This is a genomic window from Paenibacillus sp. USDA918EY (assembly GCF_009870825.1).
Classification (GTDB): Bacteria; Bacillota; Bacilli; order Paenibacillales; family Paenibacillaceae; genus Paenibacillus_AQ; species Paenibacillus_AQ albilobatus.
The window spans coordinates 107,881-128,345 of sequence record NZ_WTWY01000013.1 but is presented as its reverse complement, the minus strand read 5'-3'; the positions used below and the strand labels follow the sequence as shown (position 1 = coordinate 128,345).

The 20,465-nt window shown below is 55.3% G+C and carries 12 protein-coding genes and 1 riboswitch; of the genes, 3 read left to right on the top strand and 9 right to left on the bottom strand.

Going from position 1 to position 20,465, the window contains the following annotated elements:
* Positions 1–35: 35 nt before the first annotated feature.
* On the bottom strand, positions 36–2,027 hold the full coding sequence (uvrB, locus tag GQY55_RS22375) for an excinuclease ABC subunit UvrB (protein ID WP_160044134.1): 1,992 nt from the start codon (positions 2,025–2,027) through the stop codon (positions 36–38).
* A gap of 174 nt (positions 2,028–2,201) precedes the next feature.
* Between uvrB and GQY55_RS22370 the strand changes: the two genes are divergently transcribed.
* Both GQY55_RS22370 and GQY55_RS22365 read left to right on the top strand, forming a co-directional pair.
* Positions 2,202–3,002 (top strand): flagellar motor protein, encoded by an 801-nt coding sequence (locus GQY55_RS22370; protein ID WP_160044133.1) that lies wholly within the window; start codon positions 2,202–2,204, stop codon positions 3,000–3,002.
* The gene (locus GQY55_RS22365) at positions 2,986–3,786 is read left to right on the top strand and encodes a flagellar motor protein MotB (protein WP_160044132.1); all 801 of its coding nucleotides are present in this window, start codon (positions 2,986–2,988) and stop codon (positions 3,784–3,786) included. The genes GQY55_RS22370 and GQY55_RS22365 overlap by 17 nt, the downstream gene beginning before the upstream one ends.
* Positions 3,787–3,838: 52 nt before the next feature.
* On the opposite strand, the gene GQY55_RS22360 is transcribed toward GQY55_RS22365, so the two are convergent.
* From GQY55_RS22360 to ftsE, 5 genes are all read right to left on the bottom strand, one after another.
* Positions 3,839–5,152 carry a PDZ domain-containing protein gene (locus GQY55_RS22360; protein ID WP_236575792.1) on the bottom strand — a complete coding sequence of 438 codons (1,314 nt, stop codon included), beginning with the start codon at positions 5,150–5,152 and terminating at the stop codon, positions 3,839–3,841.
* A gap of 90 nt (positions 5,153–5,242) precedes the next feature.
* Complete coding sequence (locus tag GQY55_RS22355; RefSeq protein ID WP_160044131.1) at positions 5,243–6,703, bottom strand: S41 family peptidase; 1,461 nt, start codon at positions 6,701–6,703, stop codon at positions 5,243–5,245.
* Between the two features lie 95 nt (positions 6,704–6,798).
* The gene (locus tag GQY55_RS22350; RefSeq protein WP_160044130.1) at positions 6,799–8,076 is read right to left on the bottom strand and encodes a murein hydrolase activator EnvC family protein; all 1,278 of its coding nucleotides are present in this window, start codon (positions 8,074–8,076) and stop codon (positions 6,799–6,801) included.
* Positions 8,077–8,154: 78 nt separating this feature from the next.
* Complete coding sequence (gene ftsX, locus GQY55_RS22345; RefSeq protein ID WP_160044129.1) at positions 8,155–9,069, bottom strand: permease-like cell division protein FtsX; 915 nt, start codon at positions 9,067–9,069, stop codon at positions 8,155–8,157.
* Complete coding sequence (gene ftsE / locus GQY55_RS22340) at positions 9,059–9,745, bottom strand: cell division ATP-binding protein FtsE (RefSeq protein WP_160044128.1); 687 nt, start codon at positions 9,743–9,745, stop codon at positions 9,059–9,061. Before ftsE ends, ftsX begins: the two co-directional genes overlap by 11 nt.
* A gap of 209 nt (positions 9,746–9,954) precedes the next feature.
* Here ftsE and GQY55_RS22335 point away from each other — a divergent pair, with 209 nt between their 5' ends.
* A complete protein-coding gene (locus tag GQY55_RS22335; protein WP_160044127.1) occupies positions 9,955–11,391 on the top strand; it encodes a VanW family protein in 1,437 nt (478 codons plus the stop codon).
* Between the two features lie 134 nt (positions 11,392–11,525).
* On the opposite strand, the gene GQY55_RS22330 is transcribed toward GQY55_RS22335, so the two are convergent.
* The 3 genes from GQY55_RS22330 to GQY55_RS22320 form a co-directional block, all read right to left on the bottom strand.
* Complete coding sequence (locus GQY55_RS22330) at positions 11,526–12,800, bottom strand: methyl-accepting chemotaxis protein (protein ID WP_160044126.1); 1,275 nt, start codon at positions 12,798–12,800, stop codon at positions 11,526–11,528.
* Between the two features lie 92 nt (positions 12,801–12,892).
* A complete protein-coding gene (locus GQY55_RS22325) occupies positions 12,893–13,237 on the bottom strand; it encodes a hypothetical protein (protein ID WP_160044125.1) in 345 nt (114 codons plus the stop codon).
* Positions 13,238–13,360: 123 nt separating this feature from the next.
* A complete protein-coding gene (locus GQY55_RS22320) occupies positions 13,361–20,224 on the bottom strand; it encodes a non-ribosomal peptide synthetase (protein WP_236575791.1) in 6,864 nt (2,287 codons plus the stop codon).
* A 104-nt stretch (positions 20,225–20,328) separates the two neighbouring features.
* Positions 20,329–20,429: riboswitch (cyclic di-GMP riboswitch) on the bottom strand.
* Positions 20,430–20,465 lie beyond the last annotated feature (36 nt).

The window sequence follows — 20,465 nt, the reverse complement described above, 5'->3', positions numbered from 1 at the left end:
TATGGGCCGTTCTCTTCTCCATTCTGTCCTTGCAATTATTCCGCCTTCAGCTCCAGCAAAGCGTCGCGAAGTTCGGCGGCACGCTCGAACTGAAGGTTTTTGGCTGCTTCCTTCATCTCCGCCTCCAGACGCTGAATGACGGATTGACGTTCCTTCTTCGACATTTTGCCGGCCGCGTCCGTCAAATACTCCGCCTTCGACTCGGCGACCTTCGTCGCTTCGATGACGTCGCGCACTTTCTTCCGGATCGTCTGCGGCGTGATGCCGTGTTTTTCATTATACGCAATCTGCAGCCCGCGGCGGCGGGCCGTTTCCTTGATCGCTTTGTCCATCGACTCGGTAATCTGGTCCCCGTACATAAGGACGAAACCTTCCGAGTTCCGCGCCGCGCGGCCGATCGTCTGGATCAGGGACCGCTCGGAACGCAGGAAGCCTTCCTTGTCCGCATCGAGTATCGCCACAAGCGAAACCTCCGGCAAGTCCAGACCTTCCCGCAGCAGGTTGATGCCGATCAAGACATGGAACACGCCCAGGCGGAGATCCCGCAAAATCGCCATCCGCTCCAGCGTTTTGATATCCGAGTGCAAATAACGGACCTTGATGCCGATCTCTTTGAGGTAATCCGTCAAATCCTCGGCCATCTTCTTCGTAAGCGTCGTCACCAGCACGCGTTCGTCACGATCGATCCGTTCCCGGATTTCTCCGATCAGATCGTCGATTTGCCCTTCGGTCGGACGCACCTCGATAACCGGATCCAGCAGGCCCGTCGGACGGATGATCTGCTCGACCATTGTATTGCAATGCTCCATTTCGTAAGGTCCCGGCGTGGCCGATACGTAAATGATCTGGTTCACTTTGTCCTCGAACTCCTCGAATTGAAGCGGACGGTTATCGAGGGCCGAAGGCAGCCGGAATCCGTGATCGACCAGCACCGTCTTCCGCGCCCGGTCCCCATTGTACATGGCCCGAATCTGCGGGATGGTGACGTGGGACTCGTCGACCACGATCAAAAAGTCGTCCGGGAAATAATCCAGCAGCGTATAAGGCGTTGCGCCGCGTTCGCGGAAGGTCAGCGGACCGGAATAGTTCTCGATCCCGGAGCAGAAACCGATCTCCTTCATCATCTCGATATCGTAGCGCGTGCGCTGCTCCAGCCGCTGGGCCTCCAGCAGCTTGCCCTCGGAACGGAAATATTCAAGCCGTTCTTCCAGCTCGCGCTCGATGTTTTTCAGCGCGATCCGCATCGTCTCCTCTTTCGTAACGAAGTGGGAGGCCGGAAAGATGGCGACATGCTCACGTTCTCCGATCAATTCACCCGTAAGGACGTCGATTTCCGTAATCCGCTCGATTTCGTCCCCGAAAAACTCGACCCGGATGGCGTGTTCGCCTTGCGACGCCGGGAAAATCTCAAGCACGTCGCCGCGAACGCGGAACGTCCCCCGGACGAAGTTGATGTCGTTCCGCTGGTATTGAATATCGACAAGCCGGGACAGGATCTGGTTCCGCGGTTTCTCCATGCCGATGCGCAACGACAGCAGGAGGCTAGAATATTCGGAAGGCGAACCGAGGCCGTATATGCAGGACACGCTGGCCACGATGATGACGTCGCGGCGTTCGAACAGCGAGCTCGTCGCGGAGTGCCGCAGTTTGTCGATTTCCTCGTTGATGCTCGAATCTTTTTCGATATAGGTATCGGATGATGGGATATAAGCTTCCGGCTGATAATAGTCATAGTAGCTGACAAAATAATCCACCGAATTGTTCGGGAAAAATTCCTTGAATTCGCTCGCCAGCTGGGCGGCCAGCGTTTTGTTATGGGCGATGACCAGCGTCGGACGGTTTACCTTGGCGATCGTCTGCGCAATGGTAAACGTTTTGCCGGTCCCCGTCGCGCCAAGCAAAGTCTGATGTTTTTTCCCCTGCTCAAGCCCTTCTACCAGCTCCGCGATCGCCTTGGGCTGGTCGCCCTGCGGCTTGTAGTCCGATATCAGCTCAAACGGTTTCGTACTAACGACAATATCACTCATTGCCCAACATCACCCTCATCATCTAAAATAGATATTCTAAACTATATGTCGAGATTTCCCGATAATATGAATAGGAAATCCTTGCTTAAATAGGAATGCTTGTTCCCGTCTATTATACTCTGAACGATTGCGCTATGCAAACCCTAACTCATGAATAGGAGTGGTAACGATAACATGGAAATTACAACGATCATTGGCATTCTGGCAGGCCTTGCCGCACTGGTGGGAGGCTTCTTATGGGAAGGGGGCCAAATTAATGGACTTATGCAGGGAGCGGCGGCGCTCATCGTATTCGGCGGCACCATCGCTGCCGTCGTTATCAGTTTCCCGTTGGCAAAGCTTAAAACGATTCCCAAAGCGCTGCGTTTTGCTTTCACCCGCCAGACGGACAATACCGAGCAGCTGATCGAGGACTTGGTCAACATGGCCACGTCGTCCCGGAGGAGCGGAGTTCTGTCCCTCGAAGGACTGGTGGAGAACCATCCGAACCCCTTCCTTCGCGAAGGCATACAAATGGTCGTCGACGGAACGGAAGGAGCGCTGCTGCGGCAGATCATGGAATTCGAAATCGATGCCGTCGAGCACAAGCACGAAAGTTATGCCAAAATCTTCGAATCCGCCGGCGGGTACGCCCCGACGATGGGGATCATCGGCACGGTCATGGGTCTCATCCACGTGCTCGGAAGCTTGACCGAGCCGACGGAGCTCGGGCCTTCCATCGCGGTCGCTTTTACGGCCACGTTATACGGCGTCGCCATCGCCAATATTATCTTTTTACCCATTGCGTCAAAAATTAAGTCGCGAAGCGCCGATGAAATTCAAACGATGGAGCTGCTGATCGAAGGCATTTTGGCCGTGCAAAACGGCGAGCACCCGAACCTTGTACGCAAAAAATTGCTGTCCTTCACGCCCGAAGAACGTAATGCCGCTTCCGCGCCCGCGATGAAGGAGGGATTCCATGAGACAGCGGAGTAACCGGCGAAAACGGGACAAAGGCGGAGAAAACGGCCAGGACCGATGGCTGATTACCTACGCCGACCTGATCACGCTCCTGCTGATCTTCTTCGTGATGATGTTTGCGATGAGCCGGCTCGACACCGAAAAATACAAGGAAATTACGCAATCGCTCCAGCATACGTTCCGCAGCGGCGATTCGCTTCTGAGCCAAGGCTCGGGCATTACGGGCACCGCGGACAAATATACGCACAGAAATCCGGACACCGCACAGAAATCCGATCAGCAAAAAAAGGGGGCCGACCAGCTCTCGGACCGCGAGCTTGCCTTCCGCAAACAGGAGCAGGAGCTGCAAAACCTGATGAAGGTCATCTCCAAATACGTGAAGGACAACAAGCTCGAAGACCAAATTTTCGTCGCCGACCAGCCGAAGGGAATCTCGATTACGCTGAGCGACAAGCTGTTGTTCGATGTCGGCAAGGCCGATCTCAAGAAGGGGGCCATGCCCGTCATGGACAAGCTCGCCAGCTTGTTCAAGGAGCTGCACACCGTCATCAGCATCGAAGGACATACGGATAACCTGCCGATCGTTTATGCATCGCAATATAAAGACAATTGGGAGCTATCCGGCGCCCGGGCGCTGTCCGTCCTTCGTTATTTCCTTGATGAAAAGCATTTGGACGCCAACAACTTTCAGTATGCGGGTTATGGAGATACCCGGCCGGCAGCCGACAACCGCACGGAGGCGGGCCGCCAGAAAAACCGGCGCGTGGAAATCATCGTGCTGCGGCAGTTAAAGGAATAGAAAAGGCGAGGAACTTCTTGTTCCTCGCCTTTTAAGCTGCATGCCCCGGTCATCACATCTGGGCCGAATCCCCTTCATGCGGCTTGCCGAGCTGCACCTCGTTCGTTTTGTTTCTGGCCTGGACCTTCATGGCCAGGAGCTGAAAAATGCTGACCGGCTTCATGACCAGAACGACTCCGGCATCCGGGTCCGGCGCCAGGATGACGCCAAGCTGATGATGATCACCGGCATAAATCGCGCGCTGCAGAAACTTGCTTTCCCCCTGCAAATTGCGCACTTCGAGCTTGCAGAAGGCCGGATTTTTCCGGAGGGCGGCATGCATCTGTTCCTTCGACCGGATGCCGATGCCGTTGATTTTCACGACGGTTTCCCCGGCTTTGATACCCAGCTCGTGGGCAGGGCTGCCCGGAATGACGCCGAGCACCTTCAGCCCTTGCTGCGGGTGGACAAACATCGGGCTGTTCTGCTGTTCTTCCAGGCGGCTGTACCATAACAGCCCTTCATGAGCAAGGATGCTGACGACCGCGGCCACGATCGCCAGCGGCTTCCACCATGCGGCAAGCAGGCTGAGTCCCAGCAAAACGATGCTGTACGCAAGCAGCCGCTTGAACGTTTTTCCCGCCTTCGCCTGCGGCAGCATGCTTTGGGTCATTTCGCTAAAGCCGATGACCACCGGCAGTGCCGCCATGCTGAACCCCGCGCTCCAGCCGTCTCCGCCAAGCAGCGGCGTCCACGGGAGCACCGCTCCGCCGGTGTGAGCCGGAATCAGCAAAAACAGCGGGATCGGCCAAAACGCCTGCATTTGATACGCCCCGACCAGCTTGCCGCGTTTGCTTTCCATAAACAGCGGGTTCGCAAAACCCGCGCCCTGCAGCTTCACGAGCAAAGCCTCGGCCAGGTGCAAAACGGCGACCAATGCCAGCAGCGCAGGGATGTCGAGTCCCCTAACCGTATCGACGGCCGTTCCCGCAAGCCCCGCCGGACTGAAGCCCGGGAAAAAGCCAAGTACGAATTGGATGACGCCCAAAACGCCGATCGAATAAGCAAAACATAAATACCTTACGCGGAAAAGCAGCAAAATGATCGCGACGATCCAAATGCAAACGACGGCTTCCTGCGAAAGCGAAATGCCGAGGAAAGCGATGACGAGCGACACCGAAATGCCGGCCAGCAATCCCCCGATAAAAGTACGCCATGTCTGAAGCCCCCAGCTGTGAAGCCTCACATGGAAAAGCTTGCGTTCCAGCAGCACCTGCCTGCGGTACATCAGCATTACGAACAGGATCGAAATATAGTAAAACGGCTGCAGCAGCAGCTGTACAAGTGCATCCGTAAAGTTCCACAACAATTCCAAAGCGACTTCCAAATGACGTCACTCTCCTTTCTGGATGATCCGAAACCTTCGATTTCAGCGGACATCGATAGCAAAGAAAAAAGAAGGCTCAGGGAGCCTTCTTTAATGTTTCGACGCAGCTGCCGTAATTTCCTTCTGAACCTCGGCAATCGCTGACTTCAGCTGATTATCGTATTTCGGGTCGCGGATTTTTTTGATCAATTCCGTCTCGAGCGCTTCGGCGGTTTTGGCGTCGACGGCGCCGGTTACCCCGAGCTTCTGCGCTTTCTGGAACGATTTGACCGCGGAAGCGGTTTTCTCGTCAAAATATCCGTCCTTGCGCCCCGGCTTGTAACCGAGACCGTCAAGCATGACTTGCGCGTTTTTCACGTCGTCGCTGTTCATATTGAACTTCAACGTCGCATTTTTGTTGATCGGCGCCACCGAGAAATAGTCCGGCTGCGCTACCGCAATGTCGGGCTTGAGCCCTTTTTGATGGATCCAGCTTCCGTTTGGCGTCAGCCACTTGGCGATCGTGATTTTCAGCAGGCTGCCGTCGTCAAATTGCTTGTTAAAGCTTGTTTGCACCGTTCCTTTGCCGAAGGAGTTTTCGCCCATCAGCTTCGCTCCCGCCGACTGCTGCAGCGCTCCTGCCAAAATTTCGGACGCGCTGGCGCTTCCTTTGTTCATCAGCAGCGTCACCGGATACGGTTTGCCGCTTCCCTTCGAGAGGGTTTGATCCCGTTTCTTGTTTTTGTCTTCGACTTGAACGATCACTTTGCCTTTCGGCACGAACTGCTCGGCGATGTCGATGACGACGGACAATACGCCGCCCGGATCGTTGCGGACGTCGATGACCAGGCCTTTCATGCCTTCTTTTTCAAGCGTGGAGAGTTCCTGCTTGAAGCGTTCGCCCGTATTCAGCGAAAATTGGGTGATTTCGATGACACCGATCTTGCCCGGCTCCATGTGGGCCTTCACCGTCTCGACGTCGACGTCATCGCGGATAATCGTATATTCGATCGGCGCGGCCGAGCCGCTGCGTTTGATCGTCAGTTTGGCTTCGCTGCCTTTCGGGCCGCGGATTTTGGCTACCGCATCGTTCAGCTCCAGGCCGTGAAGCGATTCGCCGTTGACGGTCAGAATAACGTCTTTCGCACGGATGCCCGCTTTCTCCGCAGGCGAACCTTTGATCGGGGACACCACGACGACGTTGCCGTTTTCGGAAGAAACCTCGGCGCCGATGCCGCTGAACGAACCTTCGATCGTCTCCTCGAATTCTTCGGCCGTCTTTTTGCCCATATAAGAGGAATACGGGTCGTCAAGGGATTGCGTCATCCCGTTGATCGCGCCGTCGAGCAGTTTGGTGCGGTCCACGTCCTGATAATAATTCGACTGGATGAGGTCCAGGGCCGTGCCCAATTTTTTCACTTCATCCGGCTTCAGGCCGCTGGCTGCGCTTGCGAGCACGCCCTGCCCCAGCGCGGCCTGGTTGGCTAAGCTGGAACCCGTCAAAGCGAACGTGAGCCCGCTCCCGCATACCATCGCCAGAAGGACCAGTACTACGACCGTACGTTTTTTCATGTGTGATCACCGCCTTTTATTTTCCGGCCAAGCCTTGTAGGGACCAGTCCTAACCATTGTAGTATATGTCCGGCTTGTACGGAATATTTATGTGATTACAAATAAGGCATCGGATTCACAGGCGTACCGTTCTCGCGGACCTCGAAATGCAGATGCGGACCCGTTACCCGTCCCGTCGATCCGGATTCGGCAATCACCTGGCCGCGGCTGACGTGTTCGCCGACCTTCACCTTGATGCCGCCGCTGCGGATATGGCCGTACAGCGTCCACATCCCGCCTCCATGATCGATAATAACACAGTATCCGTATCCGCTCCACCACTCGGCAAGCGTCACGGTGCCTTCATCGGCTGCGTGGATCGGCGTTCCTTCCGGAACCGCCAAATCGACGCCCGTATGCATTTTGCCGACTTCATGCGTCACCGGATGCACGCGTCGGCCGAATCCCGAGGATACCCGTGCTCCGCTTACCGGCATGTACAGCGGCCCGCCATTGCCGGAGAATCCTCCGGAGCTTGCCACGGATGTGCTGACCTTTTTCTTGGCCGCCGCCGCCCTCTTCGCTGCTGCCGCTTTCGCCGCCGCCGCGCGTCTGGCCGCCTCTTCGGCCTTCAGCTTGTTTTTCTCCTGCTGCAGCGCCGAACGTTTGCTTACCAGGCTCACGAGCAAGGCGTCCTGTTCATCGCTGATTCCGTCGGATTCCTCGATCTGCTGATCGTATTTGGCGATCAGAATTTGCTTCTGCTTTTCGTTTTCGTCCAGGATGGCTTTTTGGTTTTCCATCTCGGCGTAAAGATCCTTTGCTTTCGCATACTGCCCTTCGAGCTCTTTTTTCTTGTCCAGCACAAGCGCTTTATCCTTCTTATGCTGCTCCAGCAAATCCTTGTCCTGGTCCACGAAGTTCTTGAGCGTGTCCGCCCGCTCCAGGAAATCGGAGAAGCTTGTCGAGGAAAGGAGCACCTCCAGATAAGAAACGCTGCCGTCCGTGTACATTAGTCTGACGCGGGATTCCAGCATTTTTTCCCGGGACTGGATCCGGTCTTCCGCCGCGTCCAGCTGGGTTGCCGTTTCGCGCAGCTTGTCCTGGGTTTCGTCGATTTGGACCGAAATTTTGGTCATCTTGTTGCTGACCTGCTCGATTTGGTTCAGCACGTATTGCAAATTTTGCGTCGTTTTATTTTTGTAATGCTGCGCTTCCTGCTTTTGCGACTCGGCCTTTTCCTTCTGGGCTTTGGCCGCCTGCGCCTGCTGTTGAAGCACTCTCATCTCATGTTCGATTTCGTCGACGGTTCTCTTCTTGGCGTAGCCCTCGGAGGGCTGGACAACGGCCGCCGCCAGCAAGACAACGGCAAGTACTGAAGCTATCTTTTTCAACTTGCGCTCCCCATCCTTTTCAAATAATCTTCCGTATGGAGTCGCCCTAGGCTCGGGCTGTTTTCCCGCGTGAGTCGTCTAAACCTTCAAAAATTTGCGCATGGAAAGGGTTGTGCCCCACATGCCGATCAGGACGCCGAGGACGACCAACAGGCCTCCCCATTGCCAGAGCGCGCTTACGGGAAGCAGCGACATCTGCAGCGTGAAATCGGAACCGATGGATGCGGCCAGGCGGTCGTATCCTACAAACAGGACCGCAACGGTAATGATCGAACCGATCAAGCCGATCAGCGTCCCTTCAACGAAAAACGGCCAGCGGATAAACGTGTTCGTCGCGCCTACCAGCTTCATGATCCCGATCTCCCTGCGCCGCGCAAGGATGGTGACCCGGATCGTGTTGGAAATGAGGAACATCGACATGACGGCAAGCCCGGCTACGAAAACAAAGCCGATGTTGCGCACCATGCGCGTCACTTTGAACAGCGTTTCAATCGTGCCTTTGCCGTATTTCACCTTCATGATCGGCTGCTGGTCGGCATGGCTCGTGTTCAGGGCTTCGATTTTTTTGGCGACGAACGGAACGGTCGTCGGCTCGTATACTTCGATCTTGAACGCGTCCGGAAGCGGATTGTTGTCCTTGTCGAAACCTTCGAGCAGCTCTTTGCCTTCATCGCCCATGCTGTTGCGGAATTCCTCAAGCCCCTGCTCTTTGGAAATGAAGTCGATCTTGCTGACCTCCGGCATGGCGGCAATTTCTTTCTGCACCGTTTCGCGAAGCTTCTGGTCCACGTTCAAATTCAGGTATGCCCGGATCTGGACCTGCTTGTCCGCTTTGTCAGCGAGGGCGTTTACATTTAGTACAAGCAGAATAAATACGCCCAAAATGAATAGAGATACGATAATGGATATAATCGATGCGACGGACATCCAGCCGTTGCGGAATATGTTTTTCGCCCCTTCCCGCAAATGCCGCAAGAAGGTGTTAAAAGTCATATCCGTATTCTCCTCTCAGCTGGTCCCGCACGATGTTGCCATGTTCGATCGCGATGACGCGCTTGCGCATCGTGTTCACGATATCCTTGTTATGGGTGGCCATGACGATGGTCGTTCCGCGGAAATTGATTTCGTCGAGCAGCTGCATGATGCCCCAGGACGTTTCGGGGTCGAGGTTGCCTGTAGGCTCGTCCGCGATGATAACCGAGGGATTGTTGACGATGGCGCGGGCAATGGCGATGCGCTGCTGCTCCCCGCCGGAGAGCTGGGCCGGTTGGCGGTTCGCTTTGGCCTTCAGGCCGACAAGGTCCAGCACTTCCATGACGCGTTTTTTCATTTGTCTTCTCGGGGCTTCGATGACTTCCATGGCAAACGCCACGTTTTCGTAAGCGGTAAGCTTCGGCAATAGGCGGAAATCCTGAAAAATAACGCCGATATTGCGTCTGACGTAAGGAATTTTGCGCTGCTTCAGCTTTCCTATATTAAACCCGTTTACGGAGATTTGCCCTTTGGTAGGGACCTCTTCGCGGTAAATAAGCTTCATGAATGTCGATTTTCCTGCGCCGGACGGGCCGACGACATAAACGAATTCATTGCGGTCAATCTTGACGGACACCCCTTGAAGCGCATGGGTTCCGTTCGGGTACGTCTTCCACACATCCTGCATTTCGATCACTTCATTATCACTTCCTAATTACATAATTAGCCATTATAATTTCGACACATTCCAGCTAATTCCTTTAAAAATCTTTCGGAATCATCACGATGTTTTTTATTGTAACAAATTTGTTACCTTTTGAGTACCTGATATTTTTCCATTTTCTTTACATATATTTGAAAGACGGCATCAACTGCGTTTAATAAGAAGCGAAAAAGGTGGGAGCCATGAAAAAAATTCATTTGGCGCTGATCGTCATCGCCGCGATCATGCTGGTCGGTTCCGTCGCTGCGGGAGGCATCCATATTTATATCGGCCAAAACACGATTCCTCAACAGGTCCGGATCGGCGGTTGGGACGTCGGCGGGATGAAAAAGGACGAGGTGCTCAAGGAGCTGGACACCCGAATCAAAAAGCTCGAGGGACAGCCCTTTACGCTAACAATAGCGGCTAAAAACGCGAGGGACGTCAACATGACGCTGAAAGAGGCGGGCGTCACATTCGAGGCCGATGCCTTCAAAAAAGCCGTTGCTTCCCTCTATGAAGGCAGCTGGATGGACCGGCTCAAGGCGCGCAGGCAGTTTGGGCAGGATTGGGCGCTGTCCCCGCACTGGAATCGGGGGGTGCTCAAAGAGCGATTTCATCCCGGATGGGAGGAAAAGCAATTCGGCAGCCCCGTCAACGCCTCGCGCCGCATTACCAAAAACGACAAAGTGGTGTATACGCCGGAAGTATCGGTTTCCCGGATTGATTGGGATACCTTTACCCAAACGCTGACATCCCTCATCCCCAAAAGCTTCCCGGACCCGGATGACGCGAGCGTGCCGCTTAAGATAAAGCTTCCTTTATATAGCTTGAAACCGAAAGTGACCATAGACAGCCTGAAGGGGGAAGGCATCGAAAGGAAAATCATCGAGTTCAGCACCGGACTCGGCTCCAGCGCCGCGGGACGGGTATACAATGTCGGTTCCGCCGCCAAGGCGATCGACGGGATGGTCCTGAAACCGGGGGAAATATTCGATTATGCCCAGGTGATCGCAAAAGCCGAGGCAAAATACGGTTTCCGCGAAGCCCCGGTCATTTTGAACGGAAAGCTGGTGCCGGGGATCGGCGGCGGCATCTGCCAGGTGTCCAGTACCGTATATAACGCGGCGCTGCGGACCGGACTCGAGATCGTCGAACGCCGCAACCACTCCTTGCCGGTCAGCTATCTTCCCAAAGGCCTTGACGCCACGTTCGCCGAAGGCTCCATCAATTTCCGTTTCAAAAATACGACCGGCAAGTCGCTGCTGATCCGCGCTTTCGTGGAAGGCAACAATTTAACCGTCAAATTTTTCGGCACGTTCCCGCAAAACACCGAATACGATCTGGAATCGCGAACCATCGAAACGCTCCCCGTGACGGAAAAATACGTCCAGAACAAAGACATTCCGGTCGGCGCCCAGGAAGTGCTCCAAGAAGGCAAGCCGGGGTATGTCGTGGAAACCTATCAGATCAAAAAAGTAAACGGCGAGATCGTTGACCGGAAGCGCGTCTCCCGGGACACCTACCGTCCGCAAAACCGGTTGATAGCCGTAAATTCCAAAGGCGCGGACACGGACGGCGATTCTTCGGGCTCAAAGGAGCAGATCGTCGAGGACGGAATCAGCGGGCCGAATTTCTAGGATACACAGGAATCGGTTGCAGAAAACGACAGGCGGCCTTTCGCTTGAAAGCGAAAAGGCCGCCTGTATTCGTACCATATATAATACGCGGAATAAGTCCGGTCGAGCTATACGATCGTCATAGCGAATGTTCCCTAGCTTACGAGTTTTGCAGGCTGCTCGGCATCGCCCAGCAATTCGTGGTACTTTTGAATGGAAAGGTCCAGCTCTTTCGAATACGCGCTCAGCGTTTCGGTCGCGTTTGAAATCTGCTCCATGATGGAGTGGTGCTCTTCTACGGCTTGCGTTACGCTGTTCATTTCCGACATCGTTTTGACCGCGATTTCTTCCGTTTTTTCCATGCTTACGACTAACTGCTCCGCCCCTGCCGCGATTTCTTCCACGGCCGAGGATACCTCCTGGATTTGCCCGGCGACCTCGCCGATCGAAAGCTTGATGAATTCGAAGGATTCTCCGGCTTGGTTGACGACTTTCAGCCCGTCGCCTACCTGCTCGGCTACCAATTTGGTAGACGCCACCGCCTGAGTCGTTTCTTTCAGGATGACCGAAACGACCTGCGTGACCTGCTTGGCCGAATTGGACGATTGCTCCGCAAGATTCCGGATTTCGCTGGCAATGACGGAAAACCCTCTGCCCTCGTCCCCGAACCGCGCCGCTTCAATGGCCGCGTTCAAGGATAGCAGATGCGTTTGCTCGGCGATCTCCCGGATCATCGCCACGAATGATACGACCTCGCGGGAACTTTCGTCAAGCCGGTTCATCATTTCGACCAAGGTATGAACCGTTGTGTTCGCTTCGTCCATCTGTTTTATGGCAGCCAAAATCGCTTCCTGGCCCTCGGCGGACTTTTCGGACGATTCGCCCGCCGCCGCAGCGACTTCGTCGGCGCTCCCGGCGATATGCCGGATGGCGTTTACCACGTCTCCCACCGTATTGGAACTCGTCCGGATCATTTCGGTCTGTTGGCCTGCATCCCCGGATACGCCAAGCGTCGCTTCCTTGATCATGTCCGAAACATAAAAGCCCATCTCTGCGCTTGCTTTGACTTCATCGATGGTGCCGGCCATCCGTGAGATACGGGTATTGAACTCATCGGACAGTTCCTTGTATTGAAGCCCAAACTTATGTAAATGGTCTCCCGTACTTCCTGCGTGATGCTCTGCCGAATTTGCGCTGCCGCTTGCGAACAGGCCCTGCTGCCCGGCCCCTGCAGAACGCAGCAGCCATGCCGTAATGAAATAGCCGGCCGGCGCCCCGAGCACCAGGCTCGCGATCAACCCCGCCCATACGGGGAGTCCGCATAACAGGCAAATCAGGTTGATGACGACGACGGCCCCCGCAAAACATCCGGCGCCTTTCAGGCCGATCATTCTATACTGCTTTTGCAAGTCGGAATTTTCGACTTTCATGGTGCATCTCCCCCACCTATCCGGTTGCACCCGATGTCCGCGGGACATCGGGTGCGTAATCTATTTCAGTTTTTTTGCAAAATCCTCATTTATTAACTTCTCAAAAATTCTTCCGCGTCTTCCAGCTTCTCGAACGAATCGACCACTTCGCCGAACATCCGCTTCATTTGAAGCTTGGATACGGCAGATCCCGTATAATAAGCCCATTTAGTCAATCCCTTTTGAACGGAGAGCTCTCCCAGAGGGCTCAGCTTTTCAGCGACGTCCATCGTGAACAGCTTGCCTTCGCTCAAATCGGTCAAACCGGTAAATCCTGGCTTCACTTTTTCAAGCTCTTTTGAAAAGTCTTCGATGTACTGGTTCACGTTGTCCTTGTTAATTTCGCTTACCTTGACGATCACGCGGTTCAGTCCAGCATCATAATTAATTGTGTACATGCTCTTCTCCCCCATTTTTGTCGGGACGTTGAACATCCCGAATAGAATATATTGGTTTTAGCATAAGCAAAAATAATAGATTTGTAAAGAAGAATTTACCGAATTATGTAGAATTATGTCGAATTAGATAAATCCTTCTTTTCTGCTATGCTTAAACATCCCATGGATCATTTGTTGATCAAGCGCACTCCACGAAAAGCCAAATTTCGACAATATCTGCGTCGTTTTGGCCGTGAAGATGGTGAAAAATGTCGTGGAAAGGTTCTCCTCCATCCAGCCGTAATGAAGCATGATCTGTTCGATGATGCGTTTGAAACGGTCGTCGTCGTACCGCTCTCCCAAATAATCGACAAATTTGTCGAACGGCAGCAGCTCGACGGGCTTGCCGAACGGATTCTCCCGCACAACGGCGCCGATATTCGCTTCATGCGGATTGGCGATATGGAACGTTTCGTTCCGGAGCGCCCCGCAATCGGCAAGAAGAAGGATCGCCTTGCTCGACTGGTCGACATAGGTAAAGTCGAAGTCGCTAAGCTCTCCCGGCGCGATGCCAAGCTCCAGGAACGATTTCATCGTCGTATAGAACGCGTTGTCCGCGATATTTTGTTGGAATCTTCCCGTTTCGGAATGAAAGACGATGTTGCCGAGCCGGTATATGTTCGTAACGATCCCCCGCTCCCGGGCAGCCGCTACGAGACGCTCCGCCTCATATTTCGTCTTGGCGTAATAATTTTCGAACCGCTGCCCTTTATCCAGGTCATATTCCGTAAAGCAGATATGCCGTTCCCCTTCCACGACGCCTGTCGCCACGCCGAGCGTGGAGATATGGTGCATATGCTTCGGACGGCCTTCGGCCGCAAAATCAAGCAAATGGGCCGTCGCTTTCACGTTCTGCAGCTCGAAATCGGCGTAACTTCCGTAATGTTTGACATTGGCGGCCGAATGAACGATTGCGTCCGTCCGCTGCGCCAGCGACGCATACGCGGCAGCCTCCAGCCCAAGGCGTTCTTTCATGATGTCGCCCGCGTAAACCTTGATGCGATCGCGATACCGATCGAACCAGTCGGGCCCGAAATAATAGTCGCATTTTTGTCTCAGCCGCGCTTCCGCTTCGCCGTCCGATGCGGCCCGGACGATCGCGTAAACGTCCCAATCTTTTTCGGTCATCGCCTCGCAGAGCAAATGGGCCCCCAAATATCCCGTGGCTCCCGTCAGAAGAATGCCGCCGTAACCGTTCACCGCTGCCGTGTCGATCCGCTCGTAATCCCGATTACGCTCTTCATAAATGGATTTATCGGCAGAAACGTCGATATTCTTTAAGCTGGCGTACAGCTCCTTCACTTGTTCCAGCCTGCTGTGCAGATGGCCCGTCTTCGGTTTGATTTTGCCTGCCAGCTCCGCAACGGTCTGATGCTCGAACATATCGTTCATGCCGATTTCGAACTGCTTCTGCAGCCTTGCGACAACGATGGTCGCCTTCAGCGAATGGCCGCCGAGCTCGAAGAAATTGTCGTGGATGCCGACGCGGTCCACCTGAAGCACGGCCTGCCATACCTCGGCCACGGCCCGCTCCGTCTCCGTTCTCGGCGCTGCGTAATCCCGGCTTCGGCCTTGGGACGCATCGGGTTCAGGCAAAGCCTTGCGGTCGATTTTTCCGTTCGGCGTCAGCGGCATCTCCGGCAGCTGCGTGAAATAGGAGGGAATCATGTAATCCGGCAGGGATTTGCCGATATGCTCCCTCAGCTCGCCGACCGACATGTCGGTCGCAGCCGTGAAATACGCGCATAAATAGTGGCCGCCTTTGCCGTCTTCCTTGGCCACGACGATCGTTTCCGACACCGCCGGGTGGTTCAGCAGACAGTTCTCGATTTCGCCCAGCTCGATGCGGAAACCGCGGATTTTGACCTGATGGTCGAGCCGGCCCAAAAATTCGATGGTGCCTTCCTTCGTCCATCTCGCCAAATCGCCGGTTTTATACATGCGTTCGCCTTGAACGAACGGGCTCGGCACGTAGCGATCCCGGGTCATCTCCTCGTTGTTATAATAACCCCGTCCGACGTTATGCCCGGCAATGTACAGCTCTCCGGCGACGCCGACGGGCTGCGGCTGCAGATGTTCGTTTACGATGTAAATCTGCGTATTGGCAATCGGTTTGCCGATCGGAGGCAGCTCCGGAATGACGCCGTTTGGATCGATCGTATGCGTCGTCACGACATGCGTTTCCGAAGGGCCGTAATGGTTATGCAAATACACGCCTCGTTTCTTCAGGTACGCCCGGAATTTTTCCGGCACGATCAGCTGCTCCCCGGCCGTGATGACATGTTTCACCGATGACGGGAAGCGGTCCGCATATTCTTTTTCGTTCAAAATGAACTTCAGGAACGATACCGGCATAAACAGGATTTCGATGCCCATGTTTTCGATATGGTCCAGCAAATCCCCGACGCTCATCCGCAGCTCGTTCGTAATCAAATGCAGCGTGCCGCCGGCCAGCAGCGTCGACCAAATTTCCTGGGAGCAGACGTCGAAGCTGATCGTGGTGAATTGAAGCACGTTGCCGCTGTAATCGACGTTGGTCGCCTCGTATTCAAAATGAAGCAGGTTCACGATGTTCCGGTGCTCGATCATGACGCCCTTCGGTTTTCCGGTCGTGCCCGATGTATAAATGACGTACAGCAGGTCGGACGGGCCGTTCACTTGCGGCAGGTTGTCCGTATGGTCGCCGTAAGCTTCTTCGCCGTCGATCAGCAGCGTTTCGCCCCCAAAGGACACTTGGCCGGCCAGATGCGTCTGCGTCAGCAGCAGCCGGGTGTTGCTGTTCTCCAGCATGTAGACGACGCGGTCCTGCGGATATTCGGGATCGATCGGCACATAGGCGCCGCCTGCCTTGAGAATGGCAAGCAGTCCGACGATCATCTCGAAGGAGCGGTCAACCATCAGCCCGACGACCTGATCCGGCACGACGCCTTTGGCGCGCAGCGTGTAAGCAAGCCGGTTGGCGCGTTCGTTCAATTCGCGGTAGGACATCTTGCGCGTGCCGAAAACAAGCGCCGGTTTGTCCGGGGTACGCCGGGCCTGTTCCTCGAACAACCCGTGAATCGTCATCTGGTCGCGGTAAGCGGAATCGGTTGCGTTCAGCCCTTCGACCAGGAATTTCCGTTCGTCCTCGCTCAAAATCTCGAGTTCGCACAGCATTTTGCCGGGATGAACCATCGCATCGTCCAACAGCTTCAGGAAACGGGCTCCAAAGGATTCAATGCTCTCCCGTTCGAACAAATCCGTGCAGAACTGCAAATCGATCCGGATGCCGCTCTCTTCCTCCGTCAAATCGACCATCAGGTCGTATTTCGAAATCGGGTGGACGTACGGATAAAGGGATGTTTCCGTTCCCTCAAGCGAAAGCTCAAGCTTGCCCGTATTTTGCATGACGAACAGCGTGTCGAACAGCAGGTTCCGGCTTGGATCGCGCGGGATGTTCAAGGAGCGCACCAGCTCCTCCAGCTCGTAATCCTGATGCTCGAACGTTTCGAGCAGCGCCGTTTTTACTTCCTGAAGCAGCTGCATGAAAGGTTTGCGCTTTTCCGGATAGCAGCGGACGGGCAGCGTGTTGACGAACATGCCGATCAGGGCGTAAAACTCCTCGCGCAGCCGCCCCGCAACCGGAACGCCTGTAATGATGTCCTCCTGGTTCGTGTACCGGGAAAGCAGCGCATGATATCCCGCAAACAGCACCATAAACGGCGTAACGCCCGAGTCGAGCGCGAATTTTTTCAGACGGGCTGCATCTTCCGCTTGAAGCCTCAGCGTGACCGTGTCTCCCGCAAAGCTCTGCTTGGCCGGGCGTTCCCGGTCGGTCGGAAGCTGCAGGATCGGAAGCTCGCCGGACAGCGTTTTTTCCCAATAAGCTTTTTGACTTCCGTTTGCCTTTCTTTGGGACGATTCCGCCTCCCACACGGCAAAATCGACAAACCCGATCGCCGGCTCCTCGAGCGATTCGCCCCGGTACAACCGGGACAGCTCATCGAAAAAGACGTTCGCCGAAATGCCGTCGACGGCGATGTGGTGGAAATCGACCAGCAGCACGCAGCGGTCCCCATCGCCATAGCGGATGAGCCATGCCCGCATGAGCGGCGCTTTTGCCAGGTCAAACGGCATGATAAGAGATTGAATGAGTTCATTCATGCCGTCCTCCGACGTTTCCTGCAGCACGAGCTCGAACGGGACCTCGCCATGCAGCCGCTGTACGATCTCTTCGTTTTCCCATTGGAAGGATGTGCGGAAGGCATCGTGTCTGGCGATCATCGCGCGGAATGCCCGTTCCAGACGCCGCTCGTCGACCTTCCCTTCGATCCGGAACGCAAACGGCGCATTGTAGGCGGTGCCGACCTGTTCCATCTGCTCGATGAAGTAAAGCCTTTTTTGGGCGGATGCGACGGGATAGCTGTCGCGCGCGGAAACTTTGAGAATGCGATCCTTGCTAGTGTCAGCCAGCTCGATCCCTGCCGCATGCTCGTTTTCTGAAGATGCGCTTCGAACCGCCTGCTCGATCCATTCGGCTTGCCCGCGGACCGTCGGCCGCTCGAACAGCAGTGTCACCGGGACGGATATGCCGAATTGCCGTTCAAGCTTGGCTTGCAGGAGGACGGCCTTCAGCGAATCCCCGCCCGACGTGAAAAACGATTCGCATGCGTCCACGCGGGCCAGTCCGAGCACTTCGCCCCATAATGCCGCCACTTCTTCCTCGCGCTGGCCCACCGGCGCTTCGAAGTTTTCTTCATCGAATGAAACTTCCGGTGCCGGAAGCGCGCGCCGGTCGACTTTGCCGTTGGCTGTCAACGGGAGCTCCGGCAGCATCACCAGCTTGGAAGGCACCATGTAATCCGGCAGCTGCTCCGTCAAAAACGCCTTCATCTCGCCGTAAGAAAACGCTCCGTCCGCCACTGCGTACGCGCACAAATATTTGGCGCCCGAGGCGTCCTCGAGATCGATGACCACGGCTTCGGACACGTTCGGATGCTGCAGCAGCCGGTGTTCGATTTCGCCCGTTTCGATCCGGAAGCCGCGGATTTTCACCTGATGGTCGATCCGTCCGAGGAACTCCATGACGCCGTCCTCCGTCCATCTCGCCAAGTCGCCCGTGCGGTACAAACGTTCTTCTCCGGTTGTGCCTCCGGGAACAAACTTTTGCATCGTCAGCTCCGGCTGGTTCAAATAACCGCGCGCGAGCCCCTTTCCGGCGATGCACAGCTCGCCGGCGACCCCGACCGGCTGCGGATGGCCGTAGGCGTCCACGATGTAAACTCTCACATGATCGACCGGACGGCCGATCGGAATGTTCGCCGTCAGCTCCGTCACCTTATAGGCAGTCGTCACCACCGTGTTTTCCGTCGGTCCGTAGCAGTTGTATAGGTCGTACGTTTGCTTGCTGAACGTCTTCAGCTTATCCCCGCCCGTCAGAAGGACCCGCAGCGTCGGGTGATCCAGCGTCATGAAATGCTCGCAGAATTGGGTCGGCAAAAAGCTGATCGTAATTTCGTTCTGTTTGAAATATGTATGTAATCTTCCGGAGTCCAGCCGAATTTCTTCGGGAATGACGTGGATGGCCGCACCCGACACCAGATACGGGAACATCTCCCATACGGAGGCATCGAAGCCGAAACCCGCATATTTTGTCGCCCGGTCCCGGTCGGTCACGTTAAATTCCCGGATATGCCACGCGCACAGATTGACAAGCGAGCGATGCTCGACCGTCACGCCTTTCGGACGGCCCGTCGAACCTGACGTATAGATCACGTAAGCCAAATCATCCGGTCCCGGGTATTCACGGACCCTCTGGGTTTCGACGCCTGAATCCTCCGCCTCGGAAACTGTATCCACGGATGCCTGCGCCGCGCAGACCGTCTCGCCTTGGAAGCGGACTTGTCCGTCCAGCTTCACCTTGGGCTCGGTGACAAGCAGCTCCGTTCCGCTGTCTTCGAGCATGTATGAAATGCGGTCGGCCGGATAGGCGGGGTCGATCGGCATATAAGCCGCTCCCGATTTCAAGATCCCCAGCGTCCCGACGATCATTTCAAGGGACGGCGTCGCGATGATGCCGACGATTCGTTCCCGGCCCGCACCCTTGCGGGCCAATATCCGGGCCAATCTGTCCGCCCGCTCGTTCAGCTCGCCGTAAGTCAAAGATTCGCCTTTGTAAACCACGGCGACCCGATCCGGATTTTTTCGGGCGTTTTCCTCAAACCATCCATGGACCGTCCGGTCCAATCCGGCCGAAGCGGCCGTTTGATTCCAACCGGCCAACAACGCTTCCTCATCTTCCGCAAGCAGCCGAACGCTGCCGATCGTCATGTCCGGAGCTTGCGCCCAGGCGGTCATGACGTTTTGCAGATGCACGCACATCCGGCGAATGAATTCGTCCGAAAACGCGCCGTCCGCATACCAAACCGCGAAACCGCCGGCACGGTCCCCGTTCAGCGAGACGGCCAGATCAAATTTCCCCTGCAATTCCTCATGCCGGAAGCCCTCACCCGTCAAAACGGCCGTATTGCACACAGCCGATCCTTCATCAGAGCCGGCGCATAGGGCGGCGATTTCCCCGAACGTCGACGATTTCAGCTCATGCTCGGCCATGGCGGAGGATACCTGCGTCACGAGCGCACCGAGCGAGGTCGCCCCATCCGCTTTCGCAATGAACGGGTACGCCCGCTCCCCTGAACCGATCACGGCATACGCGGCCTCCTCCCTCCGCAAATACCGGATCAGGAGAACGCTCCAGGCCGCGCTTAGCAGCGCGTTCGGATCAATTCCCGCGGTTTCGCATGCCCGGCGGATATTCCGACCTGCTTCCTCCTGCCAAGGATGCGTTACCTTCAGCATCGGAATGGACGCCTTTCCGGAATGAATGCGCAGGATCGTCCGTTCCTCGAGTTGGTTCACATACCATTTCCATTCATCCAAATTCGACTTTCCAGTTGTTAGCACCGTCATGTTCATCTTTCCTTTGCTTCTTCATAGGTTTGGATCGTTAAAAAATAAAAAACAAAAAAAACTCTACTTGCCGAGAGTAGAGTTGCTTCGATTGCGAAAACATCTTCGGCAGCTGGCTGGCATGGCGTAAAGACCGGAAATCTTGACGCTCGAAGCCCCTTTAGCTTTGTGTCCCTGACTTTCGGCAGGTTTACCTTTAGCTTGAGTTTTCAAAGTACAATATTTCAGATTTTACAGAAAA